Annotated in this window: 19 protein-coding genes; 10 read left to right on the top strand and 9 right to left on the bottom strand. The window is 64.3% G+C overall.

The genetic code is table 11. The annotated features are described in order from the left end of the window. Positions 1–55: 55 nt before the first annotated feature. Complete coding sequence (locus CFB89_RS28765; protein WP_089470899.1) at positions 56–940, top strand: alpha/beta fold hydrolase; 885 nt, start codon at positions 56–58, stop codon at positions 938–940. Between the two features lie 19 nt (positions 941–959). On the opposite strand, the gene CFB89_RS28770 is transcribed toward CFB89_RS28765, so the two are convergent. The 3 genes from CFB89_RS28770 to CFB89_RS28780 are packed head-to-tail and all read right to left on the bottom strand — an operon-like array spanning position 960 to position 2,882. Continuing rightward, on the bottom strand, positions 960–1,898 hold the full coding sequence (locus CFB89_RS28770) for a GGDEF domain-containing protein (protein WP_089470900.1): 939 nt from the start codon (positions 1,896–1,898) through the stop codon (positions 960–962). Beyond that, the gene (locus CFB89_RS28775; RefSeq protein WP_050013469.1) at positions 1,895–2,521 is read right to left on the bottom strand and encodes a chemotaxis protein CheC; all 627 of its coding nucleotides are present in this window, start codon (positions 2,519–2,521) and stop codon (positions 1,895–1,897) included. The genes CFB89_RS28770 and CFB89_RS28775 overlap by 4 nt, the downstream gene beginning before the upstream one ends. Continuing rightward, positions 2,514–2,882 (bottom strand): response regulator, encoded by a 369-nt coding sequence (locus tag CFB89_RS28780; RefSeq protein WP_089470901.1) that lies wholly within the window; start codon positions 2,880–2,882, stop codon positions 2,514–2,516. The genes CFB89_RS28775 and CFB89_RS28780 overlap by 8 nt, the downstream gene beginning before the upstream one ends. Before the next feature lie 493 nt (positions 2,883–3,375). Here CFB89_RS28780 and CFB89_RS28785 point away from each other — a divergent pair, with 493 nt between their 5' ends. Next, complete coding sequence (locus CFB89_RS28785) at positions 3,376–5,625, top strand: hybrid sensor histidine kinase/response regulator (RefSeq protein ID WP_089470902.1); 2,250 nt, start codon at positions 3,376–3,378, stop codon at positions 5,623–5,625. A gap of 65 nt (positions 5,626–5,690) precedes the next feature. On the opposite strand, the gene CFB89_RS28790 is transcribed toward CFB89_RS28785, so the two are convergent. Next, positions 5,691–6,245: an NADPH-dependent FMN reductase gene (locus tag CFB89_RS28790; RefSeq protein ID WP_006480199.1), complete on the bottom strand. Its 555-nt coding sequence runs from the start codon at positions 6,243–6,245 to the stop codon at positions 5,691–5,693. 369 nt (positions 6,246–6,614) lie between these two features. Between CFB89_RS28790 and CFB89_RS28795 the strand changes: the two genes are divergently transcribed. Both CFB89_RS28795 and CFB89_RS28800 read left to right on the top strand, forming a co-directional pair. Further along, entirely contained in the window at positions 6,615–7,214 is a 600-nt protein-coding gene (locus tag CFB89_RS28795; RefSeq protein ID WP_089470903.1) for an RNA polymerase factor sigma-70, read from the top strand. After that, positions 7,192–7,407: a zf-HC2 domain-containing protein gene (locus tag CFB89_RS28800; protein ID WP_089470904.1), complete on the top strand. Its 216-nt coding sequence runs from the start codon at positions 7,192–7,194 to the stop codon at positions 7,405–7,407. The genes CFB89_RS28795 and CFB89_RS28800 overlap by 23 nt, the downstream gene beginning before the upstream one ends. Positions 7,408–7,545: 138 nt before the next feature. Here CFB89_RS28800 and arsC read toward each other — a convergent pair whose 3' ends face one another. Next, positions 7,546–7,902 (bottom strand): arsenate reductase (glutaredoxin), encoded by a 357-nt coding sequence (gene arsC / locus CFB89_RS28805; protein ID WP_089470941.1) that lies wholly within the window; start codon positions 7,900–7,902, stop codon positions 7,546–7,548. 959 nt (positions 7,903–8,861) lie between these two features. On the opposite strand from arsC, the gene parA reads away from it, so the two are divergent. Further along, positions 8,862–9,524, top strand: coding sequence for a ParA family partition ATPase (gene parA, locus CFB89_RS28810; RefSeq protein WP_006480195.1), 663 nt, complete (start codon positions 8,862–8,864; stop codon positions 9,522–9,524). Positions 9,525–9,547: 23 nt separating this feature from the next. Continuing rightward, on the top strand, positions 9,548–10,609 hold the full coding sequence (locus CFB89_RS28815; protein ID WP_089470905.1) for a ParB/RepB/Spo0J family partition protein: 1,062 nt from the start codon (positions 9,548–9,550) through the stop codon (positions 10,607–10,609). A gap of 91 nt (positions 10,610–10,700) precedes the next feature. Here the strand turns inward: CFB89_RS28815 and CFB89_RS28820 are convergent, their stop codons facing one another. After that, complete coding sequence (locus CFB89_RS28820; RefSeq protein ID WP_089470906.1) at positions 10,701–12,068, bottom strand: replication initiation protein; 1,368 nt, start codon at positions 12,066–12,068, stop codon at positions 10,701–10,703. Between the two features lie 1,820 nt (positions 12,069–13,888). Between CFB89_RS28820 and CFB89_RS28825 the strand changes: the two genes are divergently transcribed. Continuing rightward, positions 13,889–15,070, top strand: a complete 1,182-nt coding sequence (locus CFB89_RS28825) for a DNA-binding protein (RefSeq protein ID WP_089470907.1) — start codon at positions 13,889–13,891, stop codon at positions 15,068–15,070. Positions 15,071–15,205: 135 nt separating this feature from the next. On the opposite strand, the gene CFB89_RS28830 is transcribed toward CFB89_RS28825, so the two are convergent. The 3 genes from CFB89_RS28830 to CFB89_RS28840 all read right to left on the bottom strand — a co-directional run bounded on the left by CFB89_RS28830 (position 15,206) and on the right by CFB89_RS28840 (position 17,471). Next, entirely contained in the window at positions 15,206–16,237 is a 1,032-nt protein-coding gene (locus CFB89_RS28830; protein WP_089470908.1) for a tyrosine-type recombinase/integrase, read from the bottom strand. Between the two features lie 103 nt (positions 16,238–16,340). After that, complete coding sequence (locus tag CFB89_RS28835) at positions 16,341–16,718, bottom strand: DUF2471 family protein (protein WP_089470909.1); 378 nt, start codon at positions 16,716–16,718, stop codon at positions 16,341–16,343. Between the two features lie 141 nt (positions 16,719–16,859). Then, positions 16,860–17,471, bottom strand: coding sequence for a helix-turn-helix domain-containing protein (locus CFB89_RS28840; RefSeq protein ID WP_089470910.1), 612 nt, complete (start codon positions 17,469–17,471; stop codon positions 16,860–16,862). A 158-nt stretch (positions 17,472–17,629) separates the two neighbouring features. Here CFB89_RS28840 and CFB89_RS28845 point away from each other — a divergent pair, with 158 nt between their 5' ends. The 3 genes from CFB89_RS28845 (at position 17,630) to CFB89_RS28855 (ending at position 21,037) form a co-directional block, all read left to right on the top strand. Continuing rightward, positions 17,630–18,829: a glycine C-acetyltransferase gene (locus CFB89_RS28845; RefSeq protein ID WP_089470911.1), complete on the top strand. Its 1,200-nt coding sequence runs from the start codon at positions 17,630–17,632 to the stop codon at positions 18,827–18,829. 13 nt (positions 18,830–18,842) lie between these two features. Then, positions 18,843–19,871: an L-threonine 3-dehydrogenase gene (tdh, locus tag CFB89_RS28850; RefSeq protein ID WP_089470912.1), complete on the top strand. Its 1,029-nt coding sequence runs from the start codon at positions 18,843–18,845 to the stop codon at positions 19,869–19,871. A gap of 560 nt (positions 19,872–20,431) precedes the next feature. Continuing rightward, positions 20,432–21,037: a TetR/AcrR family transcriptional regulator gene (locus CFB89_RS28855; RefSeq protein WP_089470913.1), complete on the top strand. Its 606-nt coding sequence runs from the start codon at positions 20,432–20,434 to the stop codon at positions 21,035–21,037. Positions 21,038–21,043: the final 6 nt, after the last annotated feature.

Below are 21,043 nucleotides of genomic sequence, written 5' to 3' on the forward strand. Positions count from 1 at the left end.
GCGATGGCGGCGCGTTCGTCTAAGATGACACCTTTCTCGAAAAAATACGGACACCATGGAGACGAACGCCCCCGCCACCCCGCAGTCCGATCATCCCGTTTTCGTGCTCGTGCATGGCGCGTGGCACGGCGCGTGGTGCTATGCCCACGTGGCGGCCGCGCTGGCCGCGCGCGGCTACCTGTCGATCGCGCGCGACCTGCCCGCGCACGGCATCCATGCGCGCTTTCCCGCGTCGTATCTCGCCCGGCCGCTCGACAAGGACGCGTTCGGCGCCGAGCCGTCGCCGGTCGCGAACACGACGCTCGACGATTACGCGACCCAGGTGATGCAGGCCGTCGACGACGCGTACGCGCTCGGCCGCGGCAAGGTCGTGCTGGTCGGGCACAGCATGGGCGGCCTCGCGATCACGGCGGCCGCCGAACGCGCCCCGGAGAAGATCGCGAAGATCGTCTATCTCGCGGCCTTCATGCCCGCGTCGGGCGTGCCGGGCCTCGACTACGTACGCGCGCCGGAAAACAACGGCGAGCTGCTCGGCCCGCTGATGCTCGCGAGCCCGCGCGTGGCCGGTGCGCTGCGCGTCGATCCGCACAGCGGCGACGCCGCGTATCGCGAATCGATGAAGCGCGCGCTGTACGAAGACGTGCCGCAGGCCGACTTCGACGCGGTCACGAACCTGATGAGCTGCGACGTGCCGGCCACGCCGTTCGCGACCGCGATCCCGACGACCGCCGCACGCTGGGGCGCGATCGACCGTCACTACATCAAGTGTCTGGCCGATCGCGTGATCCTGCCCGCGCTGCAGCAGCGCTTCATCGACGAAGCCGACGCGTTCGCGCCCGGCAACCCGACCCACGTGCACCAGCTCGACAGCAGCCACTCGCCGTTCATGTCGCAGCCGGCCGTGCTGGCCGGCGTGCTCGCCGACATCGCGAAAATCTGAGCGCAGCGGGGGCGGTCGGTCAGGCGTACGCGACCGATCGATCGCGCCCGAGCCGCTTCGCACGATAGAGCGCGGCGTCGGCCTCGTTCACGAGCACGTCGGCGGTCAGCGCGCCGGCTTTCGCGCACGTGCCGCCGACGCTCGCCGTGACCGGCACGCTGACACCCTCCGCATCGACCGGTGTGCTGCCGATCGCCTCGCGCACCTTGTCGGCCACCCGCATCGCCTCGTCGAGATTCGTGCACGGCAGCAGCAACGCGAATTCCTCGCCGCCGAACCGGCCGAACGTATCCTGCGCGCGCACGATCGACGCGACGCGGCGCGCCGTCTCGCGCAGCACGGCGTCGCCCACCGCATGCCCGAAGCGGTCGTTGATCGTCTTGAAATGATCGAGGTCGAACAGCAGCACCGACAGGTCGCCGCCGTAGCGCTGCCAGCGCGCGAATTCGTCGCCGAGCCGCACCTCGAAAAAGCGCCGGTTCGCGATGCCGGTCAGCCCGTCGAGATTCGCGTGCTCGCGCAGCTTCGCGACCGCTTCCTCACGCTCTCGCTGCATCACGCTCACATGCGTGACGTCCGAGATCGTCACGCACACGGCCTCGACGTCGCGGCCGCGCGTGAGCGGCATGAACGTGCAGTCCTGCTGCATGTAGTCGACGCCGCCCGTGATCGGCCGGTCGTGCTCGAAGCGGAACAGGTAGGGCCGCTGCTCCCACGAGCTGAACGCGAAGCTGCCGAGCTGGAACACGCTCTCGAGCTTGCGCGACAGCCACGCGCGCGGCAGGTCGGGAAAGCGGTCGAAGATGTTGCGGCCGATCACGTCGGCGGCCGGGATCCCGCTGTGGTCCTGCATGAAGCGATTCCACATCAGGACGGTCATCGAACGGTCGAGCACGAACAGGCCGAAGCCGACCCGCTCGATCACGAGGTCGCTCAGCGACGGAGCGGCGGCCGTCATAGCGCGGACAGCAACGCGTCGAGCGCGTCGCCCATCAGCCGGATCGAATCCTCGGCCATCAGCATCACGAAATGCGCGCGGAACATGTGGTTCTCGAGCCCGAAGTTCACCTCGAGCAGCAGCGCGACGCTCCATCCCAGTTCGTTCGGCTGGAAGACGTCGTCGAACGACACGTTCGCGCCGAGCAGCCCCGGCGGGAAGAACACGGGCTTGCGGCCGAGTTCGTCGAGGATCGACGCGACGCAGGCGCCCATCAGCACGTTCGCGACGTCGAACACGAGCTCGTCCGGCGTCGCCATGCCGCCGTACACACCGTCGCCGAACGTGCGGTCGACGACCGACATGAGCCGCGCGACGCCCGCCGTGCGGCACAGCACGATCGCCTCGCCCTTGATGTCGGAGCGAAAGCCCTGGCGCACGGCGGTCACGTTGTCGTGGATGCCCGTCATCTCGCGCAGCGCATCGCTCGCGTCGGCCGCTTTCACGACGCGCACGCGCGGCACCGACAGCTCGATGAAGTGCCCGAGCAGCAATGCAAGCCGCGCGGCGGCGCGGCCCATTGCAAGGTTGGCGATTTCCTGCAACGCGTCGCGTTGCTCCGCCGTGAACACCGATTCAGGCATACAACCCATACTCCTTGAGAATGGGCAGCAATGCCTCCGACGTCACGGGCTTGGCAACGAATGCGATCGCGCCCAATTCGCGCACGCGTGCTTGCGCCTGCGGCTGAATATCGGCGGATACCACGATCACGAACGTGTTCAGATCTTCGTGGCGCAGTGTTTCCAGGACCTGATATCCGCTCATGTCGGGCATCGTCAGATCCAGAAACATCACGGAAGCTTTGCCGTCACGATAGAGCGCCAAGGCCTCGCGACCATTCGCTGCATACGCGATGTCGATGTCCCAATCTCCCGGCAGCGCCTTTGTCAGCAGTTTGCGAGCGAGCAGCGAATCGTCGGCAATTACAATTGGCAAAGGCATGGGGCGATGCGGTATACGGAATGGTCTCTCTCGCGTTAACGACCGCGCGGCGCATTTCTTTAGGGCCATGCGTTTCGGCGCGGGCAACCGCCTTGCGGCCGCGCACGGGCGCCGCGACGCAGGTGCGCGCGACGCACCGCGCGGCAATCGCCGGCGGGCGCATGTATCTGTCATAGGGAAAGCAAGGCGCGATTCTCGGAGTAAACCGGAGGCAATGCAACTCGCCATTTTCACCATTTCGAACAGAATTGGTCCGATCGAACGCGATTCCGAAAACAGCCTCGACCATTTTCGAGATAAGTACGCAAAATTTTTCCTTGTGTACGTTTGCGCTGCCGGATTCGTCGCGTTTTCAATCTGACGGTTTACCGCTGTCATATACGGCAGGAGCGCGCCTGTACGGGCCCCAGGATCGCGCACGTACGGCGCCGCGCGGCGGCCCGTGGCAACTCGTTTATGATGGCAAATACCTCTGCCTCACCCGCTTTCCTCGATGACGTCCGAACGGCCTGCCGACTCCCGCACTCCCGCGCCCCCGCCCGCCGACGACTGGCAGGACGACGGCAGCTACGCGTCCGGCGCACCCGAGCACGATTTCGCGGTGCGCCGCGTGACGCTGATCGTGCTGCTCGTCGCGGCGATCGTGCTGCCGTGCATCTACGTGGTGGTGATGGCGTACAACGACCTGAAGGCGCGCGAGGCCGCCGCGAGCGACGTGACGATGCGCACGGTGCGCGTGGCCGAGGAGCACGCGCTCAAGGTGTTCGACCTGAGCGAAACGCTCGATGCGCGCATCGTCGATCTCGTGCAGGACATGGACGACGCGACCGTGCGCAGCAGGGAATCGGACATCCACGAGGCGCTGAACACGATCGGCGGCGGCTATCCGCAAGTGGCCGCCGTGTCGATCTTCGGCGCGAGCGGGATGCTGCTCGCCAACAGCCTCTACTACCCGGCGCCGTATGCGTCGATCGCGAACCGCGACGACTTCGCCGGCATCCGCGACGGCAAGGTCATCGAACATATCTCGAAGCTGATGATGGGGCCGCTCAAGCTCGAGAACATCCCCGTATTCAACACGGGCGTCGCGCGACGCCATAGCGACGGGTCGTTCGCCGGCATGGTGTCGATCGCGCTGAAATCGTCGTATTTCAACGCGTTCTACCGCGACCTGCTCGGCGGCGCGAGCACGCCGATGACGATGGCGCTCGCGCGCTCGGACGGCGCGGTGATCGCATCGTACCCGCCGCCGCCGTCGCTGGCGCACACCGATCGCTCGCTCACGTTCGGCAACGCGCACAACGATCCGCGCGCCGGCATCGTGCGCGTGGGCCACGACGGCACGAGCAGCGAGATCGTCGCGTATCGCCAGGTCGGCAGCTATCCCGTCTACGTGACGTGCGCATATCGCACGTCGGCGATCTGGCATGAATGGTACGAACACCTGAGCGTGCTGTTCATCTCGATGTTCGCGCCGTCGGTCGCGCTGTGGTCCGTGATCTGGCTGTCGCTCAAGCGGCTGAAGGCGGAAGAGGAGGCGTGGGACCGCTGGCAGGCGGAAGCGTCGATGCGGCGCTCGATCGAATCGGCGTACCGGCAGTCGCGCAAGATGCAGGCGCTCGGCAATCTCGTGGGCAGCGTCGCGCACGATTTCAACAACCTGCTGATGATCATCTCGAGCAACGTGCAGATCGCGCGGCGGCGCGGCGTCCAGCATCTCGACAAGGAGCTCGGCGCGATCGAACGCGCGCTGAAGAACGGGCAGTCGCTCACGCGCCAGTTGCTCGGCGTCGCGCGCAAGCAGCCGCTGCACAACGAAACGATCGACATCGGGCAATGGCTCGGCACGTGTCGCGAGCTGCTGAAGACGTCGCTCGGGTCGAAGTCGTCGCTGGTCGTCGCGATCGAGCCGGGCGTCTGGCCGGTCCGCGTCGACGTCGCGGAGCTCGAGCTCGCGGTGATCAACCTCGCGGTCAACGCGCGCGACGCGATGGCGACCGGCGGACGCTTCACGGTCGGCGCGCGCAACCTCACGCTGCGCCGCGAGGACGGCTTCCCGCTGACCGGCGATTTCGTGCAGATCTCGCTCGACGACACGGGTTCGGGCATGGCGCCCGACGTGCTCGCGCGCGCCTTCGAACCGCTGTTCACGACGAAGGCGCAGGGGATGGGGACGGGGCTCGGCCTGCCGCAGGTGTTCGCGTTCTGCGAACGCTCGGGCGGCCTTGCAACGATCGACAGCGCGGTCGGCGCCGGTACGTCGGTGCGTCTGTACCTGCCGCGCGCGCGTGCCGAGGATGTCGTCGCGCGGCCGGCGGCCGTCGCGCACGGTGCGGGTAACGGCGCACTCGCCGGCCTGCACGTGCTGCTCGTCGAGGACAACGGCGAAGTCGCGGCCGGCACGGAAGCGCTGTTGTCGCTGCTCGGTCATCGCGTGACCTATGCGCCCACTGCCGACGACGCATTGCGCCTGATCGAAGGCGCCGCCGCGAACGACGCGTTCGACCTCGTGATTTCGGACATCCACATGCCGGGCCGCCTGAACGGCATCGACCTGGCCGAAGCGATCGAAAAGCGGCCGGGAAAGCTGCCCGTGATTCTCGTCACGGGTTACGCGGAGGAGCTCGACCGCACGCGCACCGTCAACGTCCGCGTGCTGTCGAAGCCGTTCGACATCGCGCTGCTCGACGAGATTCTGCTGGGCATCCGCGAAGCGCGCGACACACGACACGCCGGCGCGTGACCCGCGGTGTGCGGGGCGGCGCCGGCGCGATCGCGTGAACGGGCGCCGCGATCAGGCCGACGACGTCACGCCGATTTCAGCAGGCGCACCCAGCTCGCGTAGCGATCGACGAAGCCCTGCAGGAACTTGCGGGTGTCCTCGCTGACGATCTGCCCCTGGTCGTCGATGCGCGCCGGGTCGTGCTTAATGAACATCTCGGGCTGACCGAGCGTCTTCACGTCGAGGTAAGCGAGCACGTTGCGCAGGTGCTGCTGCGCGAGCGCGGTACCCACCGCGCCCGGCGACGTGCCGAGCACCGCGCCCGGCTTGCCCGACCACGAATTCGAACCCCACGGGCGCGAGCCCCAGTCGAGCGCATTCTTCAGCACGCCCGGAATCGACCGGTTGTACTCGGGCGTGACGAACAGCAGCGCGTCGGCGGCTTCGATCGACTGCTTGAAGCGCTTCGCGACTTCCGGGAAATCCGCGTCGTAGTCCTGGCTGTACAGCGGCAACTCGCCGATCTCGACGAACTCGAACGAAAAATCGGCGGGGGCGAGCGAGATCACGGCGTGCGCGAGCGCGCGGTTCGTCGACGCGCGACGCAGGCTGCCGACGACGACCGCAATACGATAGGACATGGCATTCTCCTTCCGGTGAGTGAGGAATCGGATCGATTGCTTCCGAATGGGCGACAAAGGTCTGTTTATAGGCAAGCCAGCCCGCGAGCCGTCCCACGGGGCCGTCCGGCCGACTTTCCACAAGGTTTTCCACAGAAATTGTGGATAACTCGACCGTTATGTTCGGACGTTACACATTGCCCGCCGCACGGCATGGCCGTCGCGCGAAACGGGGTTCGGCAAGCATAGCGCAGCACGGCGGCCGGTTCCTTGAATGCGTGACGGAACATTCCGTTGCAGGCGCGGACCGCGCCCAGTAAGCTGCTCGCACCGCGACGCGCCCGCTCCCGTGACGCACGCGCGGTCGTTTCGAGACACCGCCACCCACCCATGCCGTCCGCACACGACGATCCCGCTTATCTCGCGCAACTGCGGCGCGACCTGCTGCGCTTCGCACGGCTCCAGCTCCGCGACGCCGACGCGGCCGAAGACGCCGTGCAGGAAGCGCTGGCCGCCGCGTGGTCGCATGCCGGCGAGTTCGCGGGGCTGTCGGCCCACAAGACCTGGGTATTCGGGATCCTGCGCAACAAGCTGATCGACGTGCTGCGCGCGCACCAGCGGACGGTGAGCCTGACCGCGCTCGATGCGGAACTCGACGGCGAATCGGTGCTCGATCGCGAACTGTTCAAGGACAACGGGCACTGGGCCGCGCATGCGAAACCGCGACCCTGGCCGAAGCCCGAAACGCTGTTGCAGCAACAGCAGTTCTGGACGCTGTTCCAGGTCTGCCTCGACCATCTGCCGGAGCAAATCGGACGCGTGTTCATGATGCGCGAATTCCTCGATGTCGAGATTGTGGACATCTGCAGCGAATTGACGCTGACGACGAATCATTGCAGCGTGCTGCTGTACCGGGCGCGCACGCGCCTGCGAACCTGCCTGAGCGAAAAAGGACTGACGACCGAAGATGCTGCCGGGGAAATGTACTGACGTGACACGACTGCTGTCGGACGAGCTCGATCGGCATCTGACGCTGCACGAGCGCCTGCAGGTGCGTGTGCATCTGCCGACCTGCAGCGGATGCCGCGCGTATCGCGGACAGATCGCGCTGCTGCGGACGGCCGCGAAAGCGGCGGCGGGGCGGGAACCGGGCGATGATGATGGATCGTCCGGCGGCGGCTAGGCGCCAGGGTGCCGAGGTATCGTTCCGCCGGCCGCTAGCGCGTGCAGCCTGGCGGTCGCGTCGGCCTGGATTGCCATTGCGTGTGCCGGGCCCGACCCGGTGGCGCTGATGCAATAAGAAAAATACGCCCGACAAGAATTATTCGAACAACGCTTTCACCGATTCAGGCGGGCGACCGATCGCCGCCTTGCCGCGATATACGACGATAGGGCGTTGCAGCAAGATCGGATGAGCGGCGATCGCCGCGTAGGCTTCGGCATCGCTCAAATCCGCGCGAGCCAGATTCAATGTCTTGTACGGCTCCTCGCCGTCTCGCAGCATGTCGCGAACCGGGCGGCCGAGCTGCCGATGTAGCGTTTCCACTTCCTCGGCCGTTGGCGCCGTCTTCAAGTACTCGACGACGTTCAGCGGCGCGCCGGCCGTATTCAGCGACTCGACCAACGCGAGCGTCTCGCGGGACTTCGAGCATCGGGGATTGTGGTAGATCGTGATCATCATTCAAGGGCTGGATGGAGGAGCCCTGTATTGTAGCCAGTCTGCATGGAGGGGCTGGGCGGCAGGTGGTTCAAGCGAGATCGGGGCGGGCTCCTTTCGACAGGTCGCGGAGACGGTTCGGTTGAGCGATGCGCCGTGATCGGGATAGGGGCGCGTCCAGAGAGATGCTTCAAAGTGCTGGGTTTATGCGCATAAACTGGGGGGCTGCTTCGCGGGGGCTGCGAACTGCGATCGGATCAATTGATGCTTCGTGACGGGCTGCCTCGGAAACCGAAGCGTGATGGCGACGCGAGGCGGCTGCTTTATGCGCATAAAGCGCGTGATCGTCGAGCAAGGGGCCGCGCGACTCTGCGGGGGGCGTATTTCGATGCGAGAGGACCCTGGGGATCGTTGTTATCCATAGGCTGTCCCGTCACGACACCATCGCGCGCCTGACCCTGGCGATGTCTCCCCCCGGCGCTTCATCGCGCCTGCTTTATGCGCATAAACACTGCGACCAGGCAGCGTGTTGCCTCGACGCACGTGCGTCGGCTTAACGGGGGAGCTCATGGACACGCATCGACACGCACTCGGAGCTCACGCCTCTCACTTCCGAATGCCGGGCACTCTGGCGATGAAGGCGACCGCCGCAGTCTCCGCGAGGTTTATGCGCACAAACTCCCCGACTCTTCGGCAACGCAGCCCCGTCCAGCGAAAGGGCAGCGCACCGAGACATCTCTGCGACGGACAGCCATCCGATGCTGCAGCACGCGAAGGCCCATCCATCGATCAGCCTGTCGCTCCCGCCGCGGCCGCCTCGCGATCTTTACCACACCGCCCGAACCGCCCCCCATCATCTCCGCTCGTTTATGCGCATAAACCGATAGTCCAAATGGCCAACGCGTAGTCGTTGCACGACAATTTCATTGAAATTCAAATATCGTCCTGTAGAATTCCAACGACCAAAACAGGAGTGAAAATTGGCCGCGGAAATCATTGCAGTCACTCAACAAAAAGGTGGCGTCGGCAAAAGCACGATTGCCATGCATCTCGGCGCCGCATTCCATGAAAAAGGGAAGCGCGTCCTCGTCATCGACGCAGACCGTCAAAACACGTTGGTTCACTGGTCGAGCGCATCCGGCGACAGCGACAACGGTATCCCGTTTCCGGTCGTCAACCTGGCCGAAGCCGACGGCCAGATCCATCGCGAGATCAAGAAGTTCATCAACGACTACGACATCATCGTCGTGGACTGCCCGCCGTCGATCACCGAGAAAGTCTCCGGCGTCGTCCTGCTGGCCGCATCGATTGCCGTGATTCCGACGTCGTCGTCGCCAGCCGATTACTGGTCGAGCGTCGGGCTGGTCAAACTGATTCAGCAAGCGCAGGTGATGAACGAAGACCTCCGCGCGGTGTTCCTGCTGAACAAGACCGAAGAGAAGCGCATGCTGACCCGCGAGCTCAAGCGTGCGCTCGAGGAACTCGGCTTCCCGCTGCTGAAGACGCAGATTCCGACTCGGGAAGCGTACAAGCAGGCGATGGCGCTCGGTCAGACCGTGCTGCAAATGAACGATCGCGGCGGCAAGCTGGCCGCCGCCGAAATTCGCGCATGCGCCGACGAAATCGTCGCCATGCTGCCCTGACTTTATGCGCATAAAGGAGTCACATGAAACCTTCCCAATTTGCCAAAGGATTCCAAGCGCGCCCGGATATCACGACGAGCGAGAAGCGCACGGCGCTTGATCGGCTCAATGCGATCGACGGTATCGTCAAGTCCGAGACGCCTACCACGGCGCCGACCAAATCCGCGAAGAAGGACATCGCGCCGCCGCCTGCTCCGGAATTCACGATCGATCCGTCGATCGACGAATCGCCGCAATATCGCGCGTGGCGCCTCGAGAATCGCTATGCGCCGGGGCAGGTGATCGAGTTGCCGCTGAAGGCGATCAAGCACAGTCCGTTCAACCCGCGGCACTTCTATCTGAAATCGTCGATTGCCGAACTCGCGGTCAACCTCGCGAAGCAGGGCCAGCAGCAGGCCATCCACGTGATTCCGGATTACGACAATCCGGGCACGTACTTCGTCAGCGATGGCGGCCGCCGCGTGCGGGCGCTGAAGGAAGCGAACAAGGAGTCGGTCAAGGCGATCGTGATCGACGTGCCGATCGGCATCCAGAGCTACAAGCTCGGCTACGACCTCAACGTTCAACGCGATTCGCAGACGGTGTTCGACAACGCCGTCGTGTGGCGCCGCTTCCTCGACGACAAGCATTTCCAGAGCCAGAAAGAACTCTCCGAGCATCTCGGCCTCGACGAGTCGACGGTGGCCGTCGCGTTGTCGATCGGCAAGCTGCCGGAAGCGATCATGCAGGAAATGGTCGCGCGCCCCGATCGCTTCGGATCGAACATGGCGTATCAGGTCGGCCGCTATCACAATGCGCGCGGCACCGAGGCAACGCTGCGGCTGATCAACAAGATCGTGTCGGACGATCTCAGCACGCGCCAGGTGTCCGACATCGTCAAAGGTCGCGTCGCCGCGCAGGAGACGCCGAAGGCGGCGGGCCGTCAGCGCTATGCGCAGCGTCTCGAGATCAAGCTTGGCGGCAAGTCGGTCGGCGACCTGAAGTCGTATGGCGAAGACCGCATCGAACTGCGTCTGCGTGGCCTCCCGAAGGACAAGCGCGACGCGATCCTCGAGCAGCTGGAGCGGATGCTGTTGTCGGAGTGAGGAAAACGGCCGGCAGGGCCTGACCAGGGCGCCGGCCGCATCCGTCCACGGGGGAGACCGGCGGCGGCCCGTCAGCGGGCCTGAGCGGGCTTCAAGCGGCCCGTGACTGATTCAGCGTGAACGACAGCAGGTCGCCGTCCGTGGGCTCGCCCCAGGTCTTCTGGGCCAGCCAGTCGAAAAAGGCCGTCTCGGCCAGCTTGGAATCGAGGCCGCGCTTGCGCCAGTCTTCGCGCAGGTGCGAGCCCATCGTCGGCAATGCCTCCGACTCGAACGACTCGCGCGCGACTTCGCGCTCCGCGTCGCCCTGCTCTTCGTACAGCACCTTCGCTTCCTTGCGGCGGAACGCCGCGAACTCGCTCAGCAGGCGCGCCTTCAGATCGTCCGGCTGCGCAGCCGCGACCTTCGCGGACGGCGTGCCGGCCGGCAGCGCGTCGACCGAGTCGACCGGCGGCGCATAACCCTTCTTCAGCGCATCCTTGAACAGCGCCGGCGCGCTGCGCACCGGCGGCAGCGTCGTGCTGCGCATCCGCTGCTCGGTCATCTGCAGCGCGGCGCGAATCCGGTTCTCCTCGCTGTCCGCATAGAGCGTCTGCGCTTCCTTCAACGGGATCCCGAGCTTCACCATTCGGTCGACCAGCGTACTGTCGAACACGTTCGGGTGTTCGTCGAGCGCGAGCATCGGCTGCTTGCGCTCGGTCACGCGGAACTGGATCTCGGCCACCCGACGCCCTTCGCGGTGCTCGATCAGCTCGACGAAGATGTTGGTGACCGCGTTGACTTCCGCGATCGCGGGGCGCAGGTAATCTCGCTTGAAATACTTGTACTCGCGCTTCGCTTCGTCGCCAGCTTCCGTGTCGGGCGTGCCCGACAGGATCGGCCGCCACCATTCCCACGGCTCACGCATCGTCAGATGGCTCGGGTTCGTCAGGTAGCGCACGCAGATTTCGTACAGCGCGAGACCGGCGCTGCTGCGCAGCTGGCTCTGGAACTGCAGGCTCAGGCGCGCATACTGGACCGGGTCGAGCAGCTTCTTCTTGATCTTCGGCGCGAACGAGAATTCGACCCACACGCGACGGGTGGTCGGATCCTCGAGAATTTCCGCATCGGCGATCAGCGTGGAGATCCCCCACTTGCGGCCCGGCTTCTGGCTCGACGTCCCGGTGCTCCATTCGACCTGCACCGACACCATGCGGCGCAGGTGTTCCTTCACCAGCGCGGTGTCGTTCGAATCGAAAGCGGAGTTGGCGACGATGTCCGACAGCAGCGCGCGATACGTGTCGCCCGAGTCGTCGGCCTGCTGCGCGACGGCCAGCAGGACATTGAACAGCTTGCGAGTGAGGAGCGTGATCTTGCCGCTCTTCGGCTGAATGGCGATCGCCTCGACGGCCTTTCGCAATTCGGCTGAACTGGCACTCACCACATCCACATCGGTTTTCTTGGCGCGCTTCGTCGTGGCCATACGTCGGGTCGGAGGAGAAGTTTCCCGGAAGGATAGCGCCTGCGGTGATGTGCGTCCAGAACGACATGCTCACCATAGCCGGTGAAGCGCGCTGGCAAAACGGCACTCACCCGAACCGCTCCCGGAAACGCTCACCCGTCCGCCCGTACGGCGTTCCGGACTCGTCCAGACGTGCCGCGGCATGCGCCGATTCACAGAATTTCACCTGTGCACGACACGTGCGAAATCGGCTCCCGTATCGGCTCACCTTTCGATTTGTCGTAATTTTACGACTGCACAACCGTGAGTTCGACACAGGGTCGCGATTGCACCTCACTGTCCGCCCCGGAGCGTCGCCCATCTGCCTGTATGCATGTACAGGCGCGGCCCGGGGGAAGTTCGGCTCGGCTTCGGCACGTGAAAAACCGCCGTCGAAACCCGCTCGCGCCCGCCCGATCAGCGGGTGCCCGTCCAGCCCGGGCGCGCATTGTACAGCGGCGAATCGTATCCGGTCCCGAAAATGCTCACCTTTGGCACAGCATGCGGATTCGTCCAGACGCCGACGAACGCCCGACAGACGCGGGACTGGCTCCCGACGACTCCCGAAAACGCTCACCTTATAGAGAAAATGCGGCACAGCAGCGAGGCCGGAAATAACTCCCGAAAAACCTCACCGTAACCGGCGCGGTATCAAAAATCCCAATCCCTTCCGATACTTATGCATAGAAGGCATTTGGCTGTGCCTCGCGGGAATCTCCCGAAAAGCCTCACCTTTCGACTGGAATCCTTCATACGACAATCGGATTCCTGCTCCCGAAAATTCTCACCTGTGCCAAAAAACGGCACAGCAAAAACGAGATTTCTGCCAGTCCTGGCGGGCTTTTCGGCGAATTCGGCTGCTCACAGGCCCCGAAAAACCTCACCTTTGACCATTTTTTAAGCAAATACGTCTCCTGGAAAGCCTCACCTTCGAAGCAAATCGCCCCCTGTGATCGATGCCCCGAAAAAGCTCACCTTAAGGGGATCGGAGCAGGAAAACCCGGATTTCTCTCCTGAAAAACCTCACCTTTGGGGCATCACAGGCGCCGGAAAGCACTTTTGCTGTGCAAAATGACGTTCGCTTCCCGGAAATCCTCACAGCAAATTCCCGTGGAGTCCCGTGAAACCTCACCTTTCGCCAAATCTGCCCAAAAGATGGGCAGAATCGGGGCGCGAAGCAGGTCCTGCAAATCCTCACCTATGTCTGCACAGGCAGAAAACTGTGCAGTCAGGCACACCGCGGGTTCCGTGGCCGTGCGGCCCCGAAAACCCTCACCTGTGGAAAAACGTGTGTTTTACTGTGATCCCGAATCCGCTCACGACCCTTCCTGCAACAGCTCACGCAGTTCCCTGAACCCCATCACGTCAGCTCCCGCAGAAGATCACCTTGGCTCCCGTAAAACTTCACCTTGTCGGCCGGAAAGCCTTGCACCATAAGGCTGTGCCGTGGCGTTAACGTTTTTAACTAAGGGTTCAAGGGTGTTTACTTCTAATACTCTCAAGACATCGGCTGACGAGTTTTCCACAGACACCCCAACCCCAGAACACCCCAGGCAATCGGATCCGCCGTCATGTGAAACAAATGCTCTAAATCGGGGTTCGCTGGAAATCCCTTGTAGTACAAAGGCTTGGCAGACATTCTTCGCTTTGTTTCACGGAATTCCGGGTCACCTTCAACGGGATGGGCTTGCGGATCCAGTTTCTGTGCAAAACGACGTAAATTCGCAACGAACCTTGAAAGAGGTATGAAGAAATACGTATTTCGTTATGATTGCTACACTTCATTGTTTGTGAGCATGGCCATGACCCTGGACGAAATGCGGCAAGTCATTCGGGAAGAACTGGAATCGCTGCGCGCAAGCGGTGCACGGCGTCAGGAATTGTCGCTGCATGCGTGCAAGCGCTTGTTCTTCGATCTCGGCATCCGGCCGTCGGCCGCCAACGTCCGCGATCTCACCCAGACCGGCAGCGCCAGCGACATCCCGAAAGACATCGACCACTTCTGGGAACGCATCCGTTCCGCCTCCAAGATCCGGCTCGACGGCGCGGCGATCCCGAAAGCCGTCGAGGAAAAGGCCGGCGCGTTGCTCGGCGCACTCTATGAAGAAGCATTGAAAGCCGCGCGCGACAGCCTCGATGGGGACCGCGAACGGGTGCGCGCCGACATGGCCGACGCGGAACAGCGGTTGCGCGATGCAACCGTTCGTCAGGAAACGCTCGAAGGCGCGCTCGCGCGCGGTGAAGCGAGAAACGAGCAATTACAGGCGCGGGTAACCGAACTCGAGGTTCAGCTTGCGTCCCAGACTACCCACGGTTCGGCAAGCGAAGCCACGTTGCTCACCACAGTCGCTCGACTGGAAAAGGAATTGGCCGCGGCTGCCGGCCGGATCGACGCCGAACAGGCCCAGAACGCCGCGCTACGCGACCGCATCGATGCGTTGCAAGCCGAATTGCAGCAGCGCACCGAGCATTACGCGCAGCAGATCAAGGATGCGGTGGCCGAAGCCGAACGCCGCGTCAAGCCGATGCTGGTCGAACTGGATTCGTTGCGCAGCATGGCGTCGACCTACCAGAGCGGGTTGCGCGACGTTCAGCGCAAGGAGTTCGATTTCCTGCAGCAGTTGAGTTCGGCCAAGGCGCGTGCCGACCGGCTCGAAGAACAGTTGCGTACCCAGAGCGACGAACTGGAGCGCGCCACGCGCGACGCGAATTCATTGCGCGCGAACCGCGGAATGAATCCGGAAATCGCCGCGCTGATGCGGCGTCTGGCCGAGGCGGGACGACTCGATGCCAACGCGTATGCCGCGATCGGCACTTCTCTGGATCACGAGATTCCGGCGCCGACCCGGTGCCCGCGTTGCGACGGCGAACCGGAACTGTCACATGGCAATGAGGGTTTTGAAGTCGCGTGCCCCGAGTGCGAGCACGCGTCGGGCGCATGGCCGTCCCGCTTCGAAGCCGTCGCGCGTTTTGCGCAATCCTGACCCGGACGTCGGCAGCGCCGCACAGGTGAGACGATCCGGGAAGCTTGAGGTGAGGTTTTTCGGGAGCTGTGAAACGGTGAGGCTGCGCCACGCAAGGCTGCTCACGGATCGTTTCCGTGAGCAGTCGTTTCCCGATCAGTGAGTTTCGTCGCGATCGGACGCGTCACCGTCACCGTTGCCGTCGCCGTCGGCCAGCCCGTCGCGCCAGTTTTTCCACGCGCGATGCAGGCGATTCGACGAGATCGGCCGCATGAAACCCAGCCATTTGCCGACGCGCTCCGGCGGCACGTCGTGTTCGAATAGTTCGGCCGCGTAGGTATTGCGCAAGGTTTGCGGGCTGGCGCGCGCCGTGCGTGACGACGTGAGCCCGGCCGATTCGACGATCGCGTCGATCGCGCGCAGCATCGTCGCCTTGTGCATCGGCCGCCCGGCATGCGATGCGGGAAAGACGAGCTCCCCCGGAATCTCCTGGCGTTTGCGTTCGGTGAGCCAGGTTTCGAGCAACGCGATCGCGAACGAAGCCAGATGGGTCTCGCGCGAGTAATCCGGATGCGTCGACTCGATCCGCAGCGACGTGCCGCTCGTATTGATGCAACTAATCGTGAGTGCGCGTGCTTCGCCGGTTTTGATGCCGGCGCCGAGAAACGCGGCGACGAGCGCGCGGTCGCGGCGCTCTTTCCAGTACGCGGAACCGGAGACGCCGATCGGCGAAAACAGATACGCGAGCAACGTCGCGCGTTCCGCCGGCGTGAGAAAACCGGTCGGTTCGTTGTCGCGCGCCTTGCGCCAGTTCGCTTCGCCATCCTGAGCAATGAAGCGGGCCGGATTGGTCGATGCGTATTCGGTGCGGCGGACATGATCGAGTACACGCTCGATCAGCCGGAGATAGCGCATTCGCTGCGTTTTCTTGATCGGCAATTCGCCGACGAAATTCGCGATGGTCGGTGTATCGACCGTTGCGAGGTTCTTTTGATGTGCACGCATCCACGCGAGAAACGCGCCCCATTGCGCGCGATAGACGTCGGCCGACGAGCGGCGATAGTCCTGCATGGCCAGCCACGCGTCGAACGCGGCTTCGGGCGAGGCGACCCAGTCGGACGGATTGCGGTCGAACAGATCCTTTTCTTCCGGCGAGGCGGCGGTGTCGTGAGAGGCGGGAAGGGACATGGCATTAATTCCGTTAGTTGCGTACATGGTAGCCCTTTTCCGCAACGTATCGGGCAGCAAGCGGGTGAACCGACCACCATGCACGGCGGCCGGGGCTGGGCCGTCAGTCGCCCCAGGCCTTGGATTGGCGGTGCGGGCGCGCGGCGCGCGCGGTGTCGTGCGCGTTTGCCTCGGCTTCGTACGCGAGAACGGCAAAGGAAAAGACCGCGGGCAGCGCATTCGAGCGCCCGAAGTCGATCGGATCGTCCGTTTCGGGAAACGTCATGTCCGACGGCCGTTCGAACAGTTGACGCATGCCGGCGTCGTGCCGGCTGGCAAAGCCGAGATCGGCGAGCGCTTCGGCTTCGATCGCATGCAGCAGGCGCCACGTCAGCGGCACGCGCTGACGGATGTAGCGCCCGGCGATATGGCGAACGATCGATTCGAGGTCATGCGCGGCAGCCTTGAAGCTGAGCGCGGCCAAATCTTGTTCTTCTGTCATTGCAGGCTCCTGTCGACCGGGGCAGACGCCTCGGTGCGCCCGCTCCAGCCCATGCATGGCGGAATGTCCGTATACTGTACAAACATACAGTATTTTCCGCAACTGGCCTGCGACTGACCGTTTGGCTAGCTATACGCGCCGTCAGCGATGTATCACGATCAACAAGGCCCGCGCTTCGGCCTTGCCGGGATTGCGGATCGCATGCGGCTCGTCGGCCGGGTAGCGCGCGGTGTCGCCCGCCTTCAGCCGACGGCTGGCCGCGGCGGCCTCGATTTCCATCGCGCCCTGCAGCACGGTGAGGTGCTCCCGCGTGCCCGGTTCGTGCGCGTTCGATACCAGTGCGCCGCCCCCCGGCAGCGTCAGCTCGTACCACTCGAACTTGCCGGCGAGTTCGATGGGGCCCCATACGCGCAATTGGTACCGGCCGTCGTGGCCGGCGAGCGTCGGAATGTCGTGCGGGCCATCCACGCGGATCGTCTCGGGCGTCTTCGGCTGCGAGAACAATTCGTCGAGGGTGATGCCGAGCGCGTTCGTCAGCCGCCATGCGACGGCGATCGTCGGGTTGGCCTTGTCGCGTTCGATCTCGGAGAGCATCGATTTCGATACGCCGGCGGCGCGCGACAGGTCGTCGAGCGTCAGCTTGCGCTCGTTGCGCAGCCGCTGGATCTGCTCGCCGACGCGCGGCGGGGTCGCGGCCGGTGGCTGCGGGGCGGCGTCGGCAGGCGTGCGCCGCGATCCGGAGGAACTTGCCATTTGGATTCCGTTCGCTTAGAGTTGTTCGATATTCCGAATTCTAGTTCGGAATATCGGATAAATGCGGTCAACCGAACGACCGACTATAACAGTAGCAGGCCGTTGCGCCGCCACGAGCCGTGCGCCGCGGAATGCGAAACCCTGTCAGGAGCTTTGCGATGCGTGATGCCTTTCTCGCCCAGGTGCGCGGGACGCTCGACCAGATCCGCGCGGACGGTTTTTACAAGACCGAGCGCGAGATCGCGAGTCCCCAGGCGGCAGCCGTACGGCTCGCCGGCGGCGCCGGCGTGCTCAATTTCTGCGCGAACAACTATCTGGGTCTGGCGAACGATCCTCGCCTGATCGACGCGGCGAAGGTCGGCCTCGACCAGGACGGCTTCGGTATGGCATCGGTGCGGTTCATCTGCGGCACGCAAACTGTCCACAAGCAACTGGAAAGCGCGCTGGCCGCATTTCTCGGCACCGAGGACAGCATCCTTTATTCGAGCTGCTTCGACGCGAACGGCGGGCTGTTCGAGACGCTGCTCGACGAGAACGACGCGGTGATCAGCGACGAACTGAATCACGCGAGCATCATCGACGGCATTCGCCTGTGCAAGGCGAAGCGTTTGCGCTACAAGAACAACGATCTGTCCGACCTCGAGGCGAAGCTCAAGGAAGCCGACGCTGTGGGCGCGCGCCACAAGCTGATCGCCACCGACGGCGTGTTCTCGATGGACGGCATCATCGCCGATCTGAAAGGCATCTGCGATCTCGCCGATCGCTACGGCGCGCTCGTGATGGTCGACGATTCGCATGCGGTCGGCTTCATCGGCACGCACGGCCGCGGCACGCCCGAGCACTGCGGCGTCGAAGGCCGCGTCGACATCATCACCGGCACGCTCGGCAAGGCGCTCGGCGGCGCGTCGGGCGGCTATGTCGCCGCGCGTCGCGAGGTGATCGAACTGCTGCGCCAGCGCTCCCGTCCGTATCTGTTCTCGAACACGCTCACGCCGAGCATCGCCGCGGCATCGCTGGAAGTGCTCGAACTGCTCGGCAGCGACGAAGGCGCGAAGCTGCGCGAACGCGTGCGCGAGAACGGCGCGCGGTTCCGCAAGCAGATGACCGAAGCCGGCTTCACGCTCGTGCCCGGCGCGCATCCGATCATCCCGGTGATGCTCGGCGACGCGCAGCTCGCGACGAACATGGCCGACAAGCTGCTCGGCGAAGGCGTCTACGTGATCGGCTTCTCGTTTCCGGTCGTGCCGCGCGGCCGGGCGCGCATCCGCACGCAGATGAGCGCCGCGCATACGCCCGAACAGATCGACCAGACGGTCGCCGCGTTCATGCGCGTCGGCAAGTCGCTCGGCATCATCTGACGGAGGCGCGACCATGAAAGCACTGGCAAAGCTCGAACGCGGCCCCGGCCTCACGCTCACGCGCGTGAAGCGCCCCGAAGTCGGCCACAACGACGTGCTGATCAAGATCCGCCGCACGGCGATCTGCGGCACCGACATCCATATCTGGAAGTGGGACGACTGGGCGCAGAAGACGATTCCGGTGCCGATGCACGTCGGCCACGAATACGTCGGCGAGATCGTCGAGATGGGGCAGGAAGTGCGCGGCTTCGCGATCGGCGATCGCGTGTCCGGCGAAGGCCACATCACCTGCGGCTTCTGCCGCAACTGTCGCGCGGGGCGCCGGCATCTGTGCCGCAACACGGTGGGCGTCGGCGTGAACCGCGAAGGCGCGTTCGCCGAATACCTGGCGATTCCGGCGTTCAACGCGTTCAAGATCCCGCCGGAGATCTCCGACGATCTCGCGTCGATCTTCGATCCGTTCGGCAACGCGACGCATACGGCGCTGTCGTTCAACCTCGTCGGCGAAGACGTGCTGATCACCGGCGCGGGCCCGATCGGCATCATGGCCGTCGCGATCGCGAAGCACGTCGGCGCGCGCAACGTCGTGATCACCGACATCAACGACTACCGCCTGGAGCTCGCGTGCAAGATGGGCGCGACGCGCGCGGTCAACGTCGCCCGCGAGTCGCTGCGCGACGTGATGGCCGACCTGCACATGACCGAAGGCTTCGACGTCGGTCTGGAAATGTCGGGCGTGCCGAGCGCGTTCACGAGCCTGCTCGAGGCGATGAACCACGGCGGCAAGGTTGCGCTGCTCGGCATCCCGCCCGCGCAGACGGCGATCGACTGGAACCAGGTGATCTTCAAGGGGCTCGAGATCAAGGGCATCTACGGCCGCGAGATGTTCGAGACCTGGTACAAGATGGTCGCGATGCTGCAAAGCGGCCTCGACCTGTCGCCCATCATCACGCATCGCTTCGCGGCCGACGATTACGAGCAAGGCTTCGCCGCGATGCTGTCCGGCGAAAGCGGCAAGGTGATTCTCGACTGGACGGTCTGAGTCGAGTATCGAGAAAGACGGGGCCGCGCGGCACGTTGGCCGGCTGCCCCGTTTTCGTTTGCACGCACACGCACACGCACCGTCGAGCGTCGAAACCCGTGATTCAACGCTTGAGGTGAGATTATTCGGGAGTTGTGTTCGCGCGCCGAATCGTCACACGATCCCGCCTAGGTGACGTGCAATGGCGGATTCGCTTCACCTGTCGGCAGCCGCTTCGCTTCTCGTCGTTACGCCATTCGGCGCCCGCTTCTTTCCTTCCACGTACTTCCCGCTTCGCTTGGCATGCGAGCGTCCGCTCGACGCCGCAGGCGAAATCGTACCGACCCGAACGTCGACCGTGAGCCGCATGCGGCGTTGCAACTCACTGATACGAGGTGCGCGATCAACCTCCCATTGATGCTCAGGGCCACTGCCTGATCCGTTCACCCTCCAATCCGCACGACTCGCGCCGAAGGCACAACCCGACGCACCAGCGCTTCGGGCACGATTCAGCCCTCCCGCCGGCAGGGCCTTTTCACACGGGTTTTGACGGCGGAGAACGATCGTTCTACCTTAACCCCATGAACACACCTCTCGACTCCTCCGGCGAACCGGGCGTTCGCGACCGGCTGCTCGACGCGGCCGAAGCGCTGATCTACTCGGGCGGCATCCATGCGACCGGCGTCGATGCGATCGTCAAGCGATCCGGCGCGGCGCGAAAGAGCTTTTATTCGCATTTCGAATCGAAAGAGGCGCTGGTCGTCGCCGCGCTAGAACGTCGCGACGCGCGCTGGATGCGCTGGTTCGTCGACGGCACGCTGGCACGTGGCAACGCGCCGCGCGCGCAACTGCTCGGCATGTTCGACGTGCTGCGCGAGTGGTTCGGGCAGCCCGACTTTCACGGCTGCGCGTTCCTGAATGCGTCGGGCGAGATACCCGAAGCCGACGATCCCGTGCGGGTCGTCGCCCGCATGCACAAGGCGCGCCTGCTGGCGTTCGTGCGCGAGCGCTTCGATGCCTATGCCGACGAAACCGGCGTCGCGCGCCGCGGGCTCGCGCGCCTCGCGCGTCAGTGGCTCGTATTGATCGACGGCGCGATCGGTGTGGCGCTCGTCAGTGGCGATGCAAACGTCGCGCGCGATGCGCGCGCGACGGCTGAACTGCTGCTCGATACCGTTTCGCGGTAGCCGACG

Origin of the sequence: Burkholderia sp. AU16741 (genome assembly GCF_002223345.1) — a bacterium.
Taxonomy (GTDB): Bacteria; Pseudomonadota; Gammaproteobacteria; order Burkholderiales; family Burkholderiaceae; genus Burkholderia; species Burkholderia sola.

Coding starts and splice junctions, on each gene's coding strand:
- CFB89_RS28765 (WP_089470899.1), top strand. CDS start 56: ATGGAGACGAACGCCCCCGCCACCCCGCAGTCCGATCATCCCGTTTTC.
- CFB89_RS28770 (WP_089470900.1), bottom strand. CDS start 1,898: ATGACGGCCGCCGCTCCGTCGCTGAGCGACCTCGTGATCGAGCGGGTC.
- CFB89_RS28775 (WP_050013469.1), bottom strand. CDS start 2,521: ATGCCTGAATCGGTGTTCACGGCGGAGCAACGCGACGCGTTGCAGGAA.
- CFB89_RS28780 (WP_089470901.1), bottom strand. CDS start 2,882: ATGCCTTTGCCAATTGTAATTGCCGACGATTCGCTGCTCGCTCGCAAA.
- CFB89_RS28785 (WP_089470902.1), top strand. CDS start 3,376: ATGACGTCCGAACGGCCTGCCGACTCCCGCACTCCCGCGCCCCCGCCC.
- CFB89_RS28790 (WP_006480199.1), bottom strand. CDS start 6,245: ATGTCCTATCGTATTGCGGTCGTCGTCGGCAGCCTGCGTCGCGCGTCG.
- CFB89_RS28795 (WP_089470903.1), top strand. CDS start 6,615: ATGCCGTCCGCACACGACGATCCCGCTTATCTCGCGCAACTGCGGCGC.
- CFB89_RS28800 (WP_089470904.1), top strand. CDS start 7,192: ATGCTGCCGGGGAAATGTACTGACGTGACACGACTGCTGTCGGACGAG.
- arsC (WP_089470941.1), bottom strand. CDS start 7,902: ATGATCACGATCTACCACAATCCCCGATGCTCGAAGTCCCGCGAGACG.
- CFB89_RS28815 (WP_089470905.1), top strand. CDS start 9,548: ATGAAACCTTCCCAATTTGCCAAAGGATTCCAAGCGCGCCCGGATATC.
- CFB89_RS28820 (WP_089470906.1), bottom strand. CDS start 12,068: ATGGCCACGACGAAGCGCGCCAAGAAAACCGATGTGGATGTGGTGAGT.
- CFB89_RS28825 (WP_089470907.1), top strand. CDS start 13,889: ATGACCCTGGACGAAATGCGGCAAGTCATTCGGGAAGAACTGGAATCG.
- CFB89_RS28830 (WP_089470908.1), bottom strand. CDS start 16,237: ATGTCCCTTCCCGCCTCTCACGACACCGCCGCCTCGCCGGAAGAAAAG.
- CFB89_RS28835 (WP_089470909.1), bottom strand. CDS start 16,718: ATGACAGAAGAACAAGATTTGGCCGCGCTCAGCTTCAAGGCTGCCGCG.
- CFB89_RS28840 (WP_089470910.1), bottom strand. CDS start 17,471: ATGGCAAGTTCCTCCGGATCGCGGCGCACGCCTGCCGACGCCGCCCCG.
- CFB89_RS28845 (WP_089470911.1), top strand. CDS start 17,630: ATGCGTGATGCCTTTCTCGCCCAGGTGCGCGGGACGCTCGACCAGATC.
- tdh (WP_089470912.1), top strand. CDS start 18,843: ATGAAAGCACTGGCAAAGCTCGAACGCGGCCCCGGCCTCACGCTCACG.
- CFB89_RS28855 (WP_089470913.1), top strand. CDS start 20,432: ATGAACACACCTCTCGACTCCTCCGGCGAACCGGGCGTTCGCGACCGG.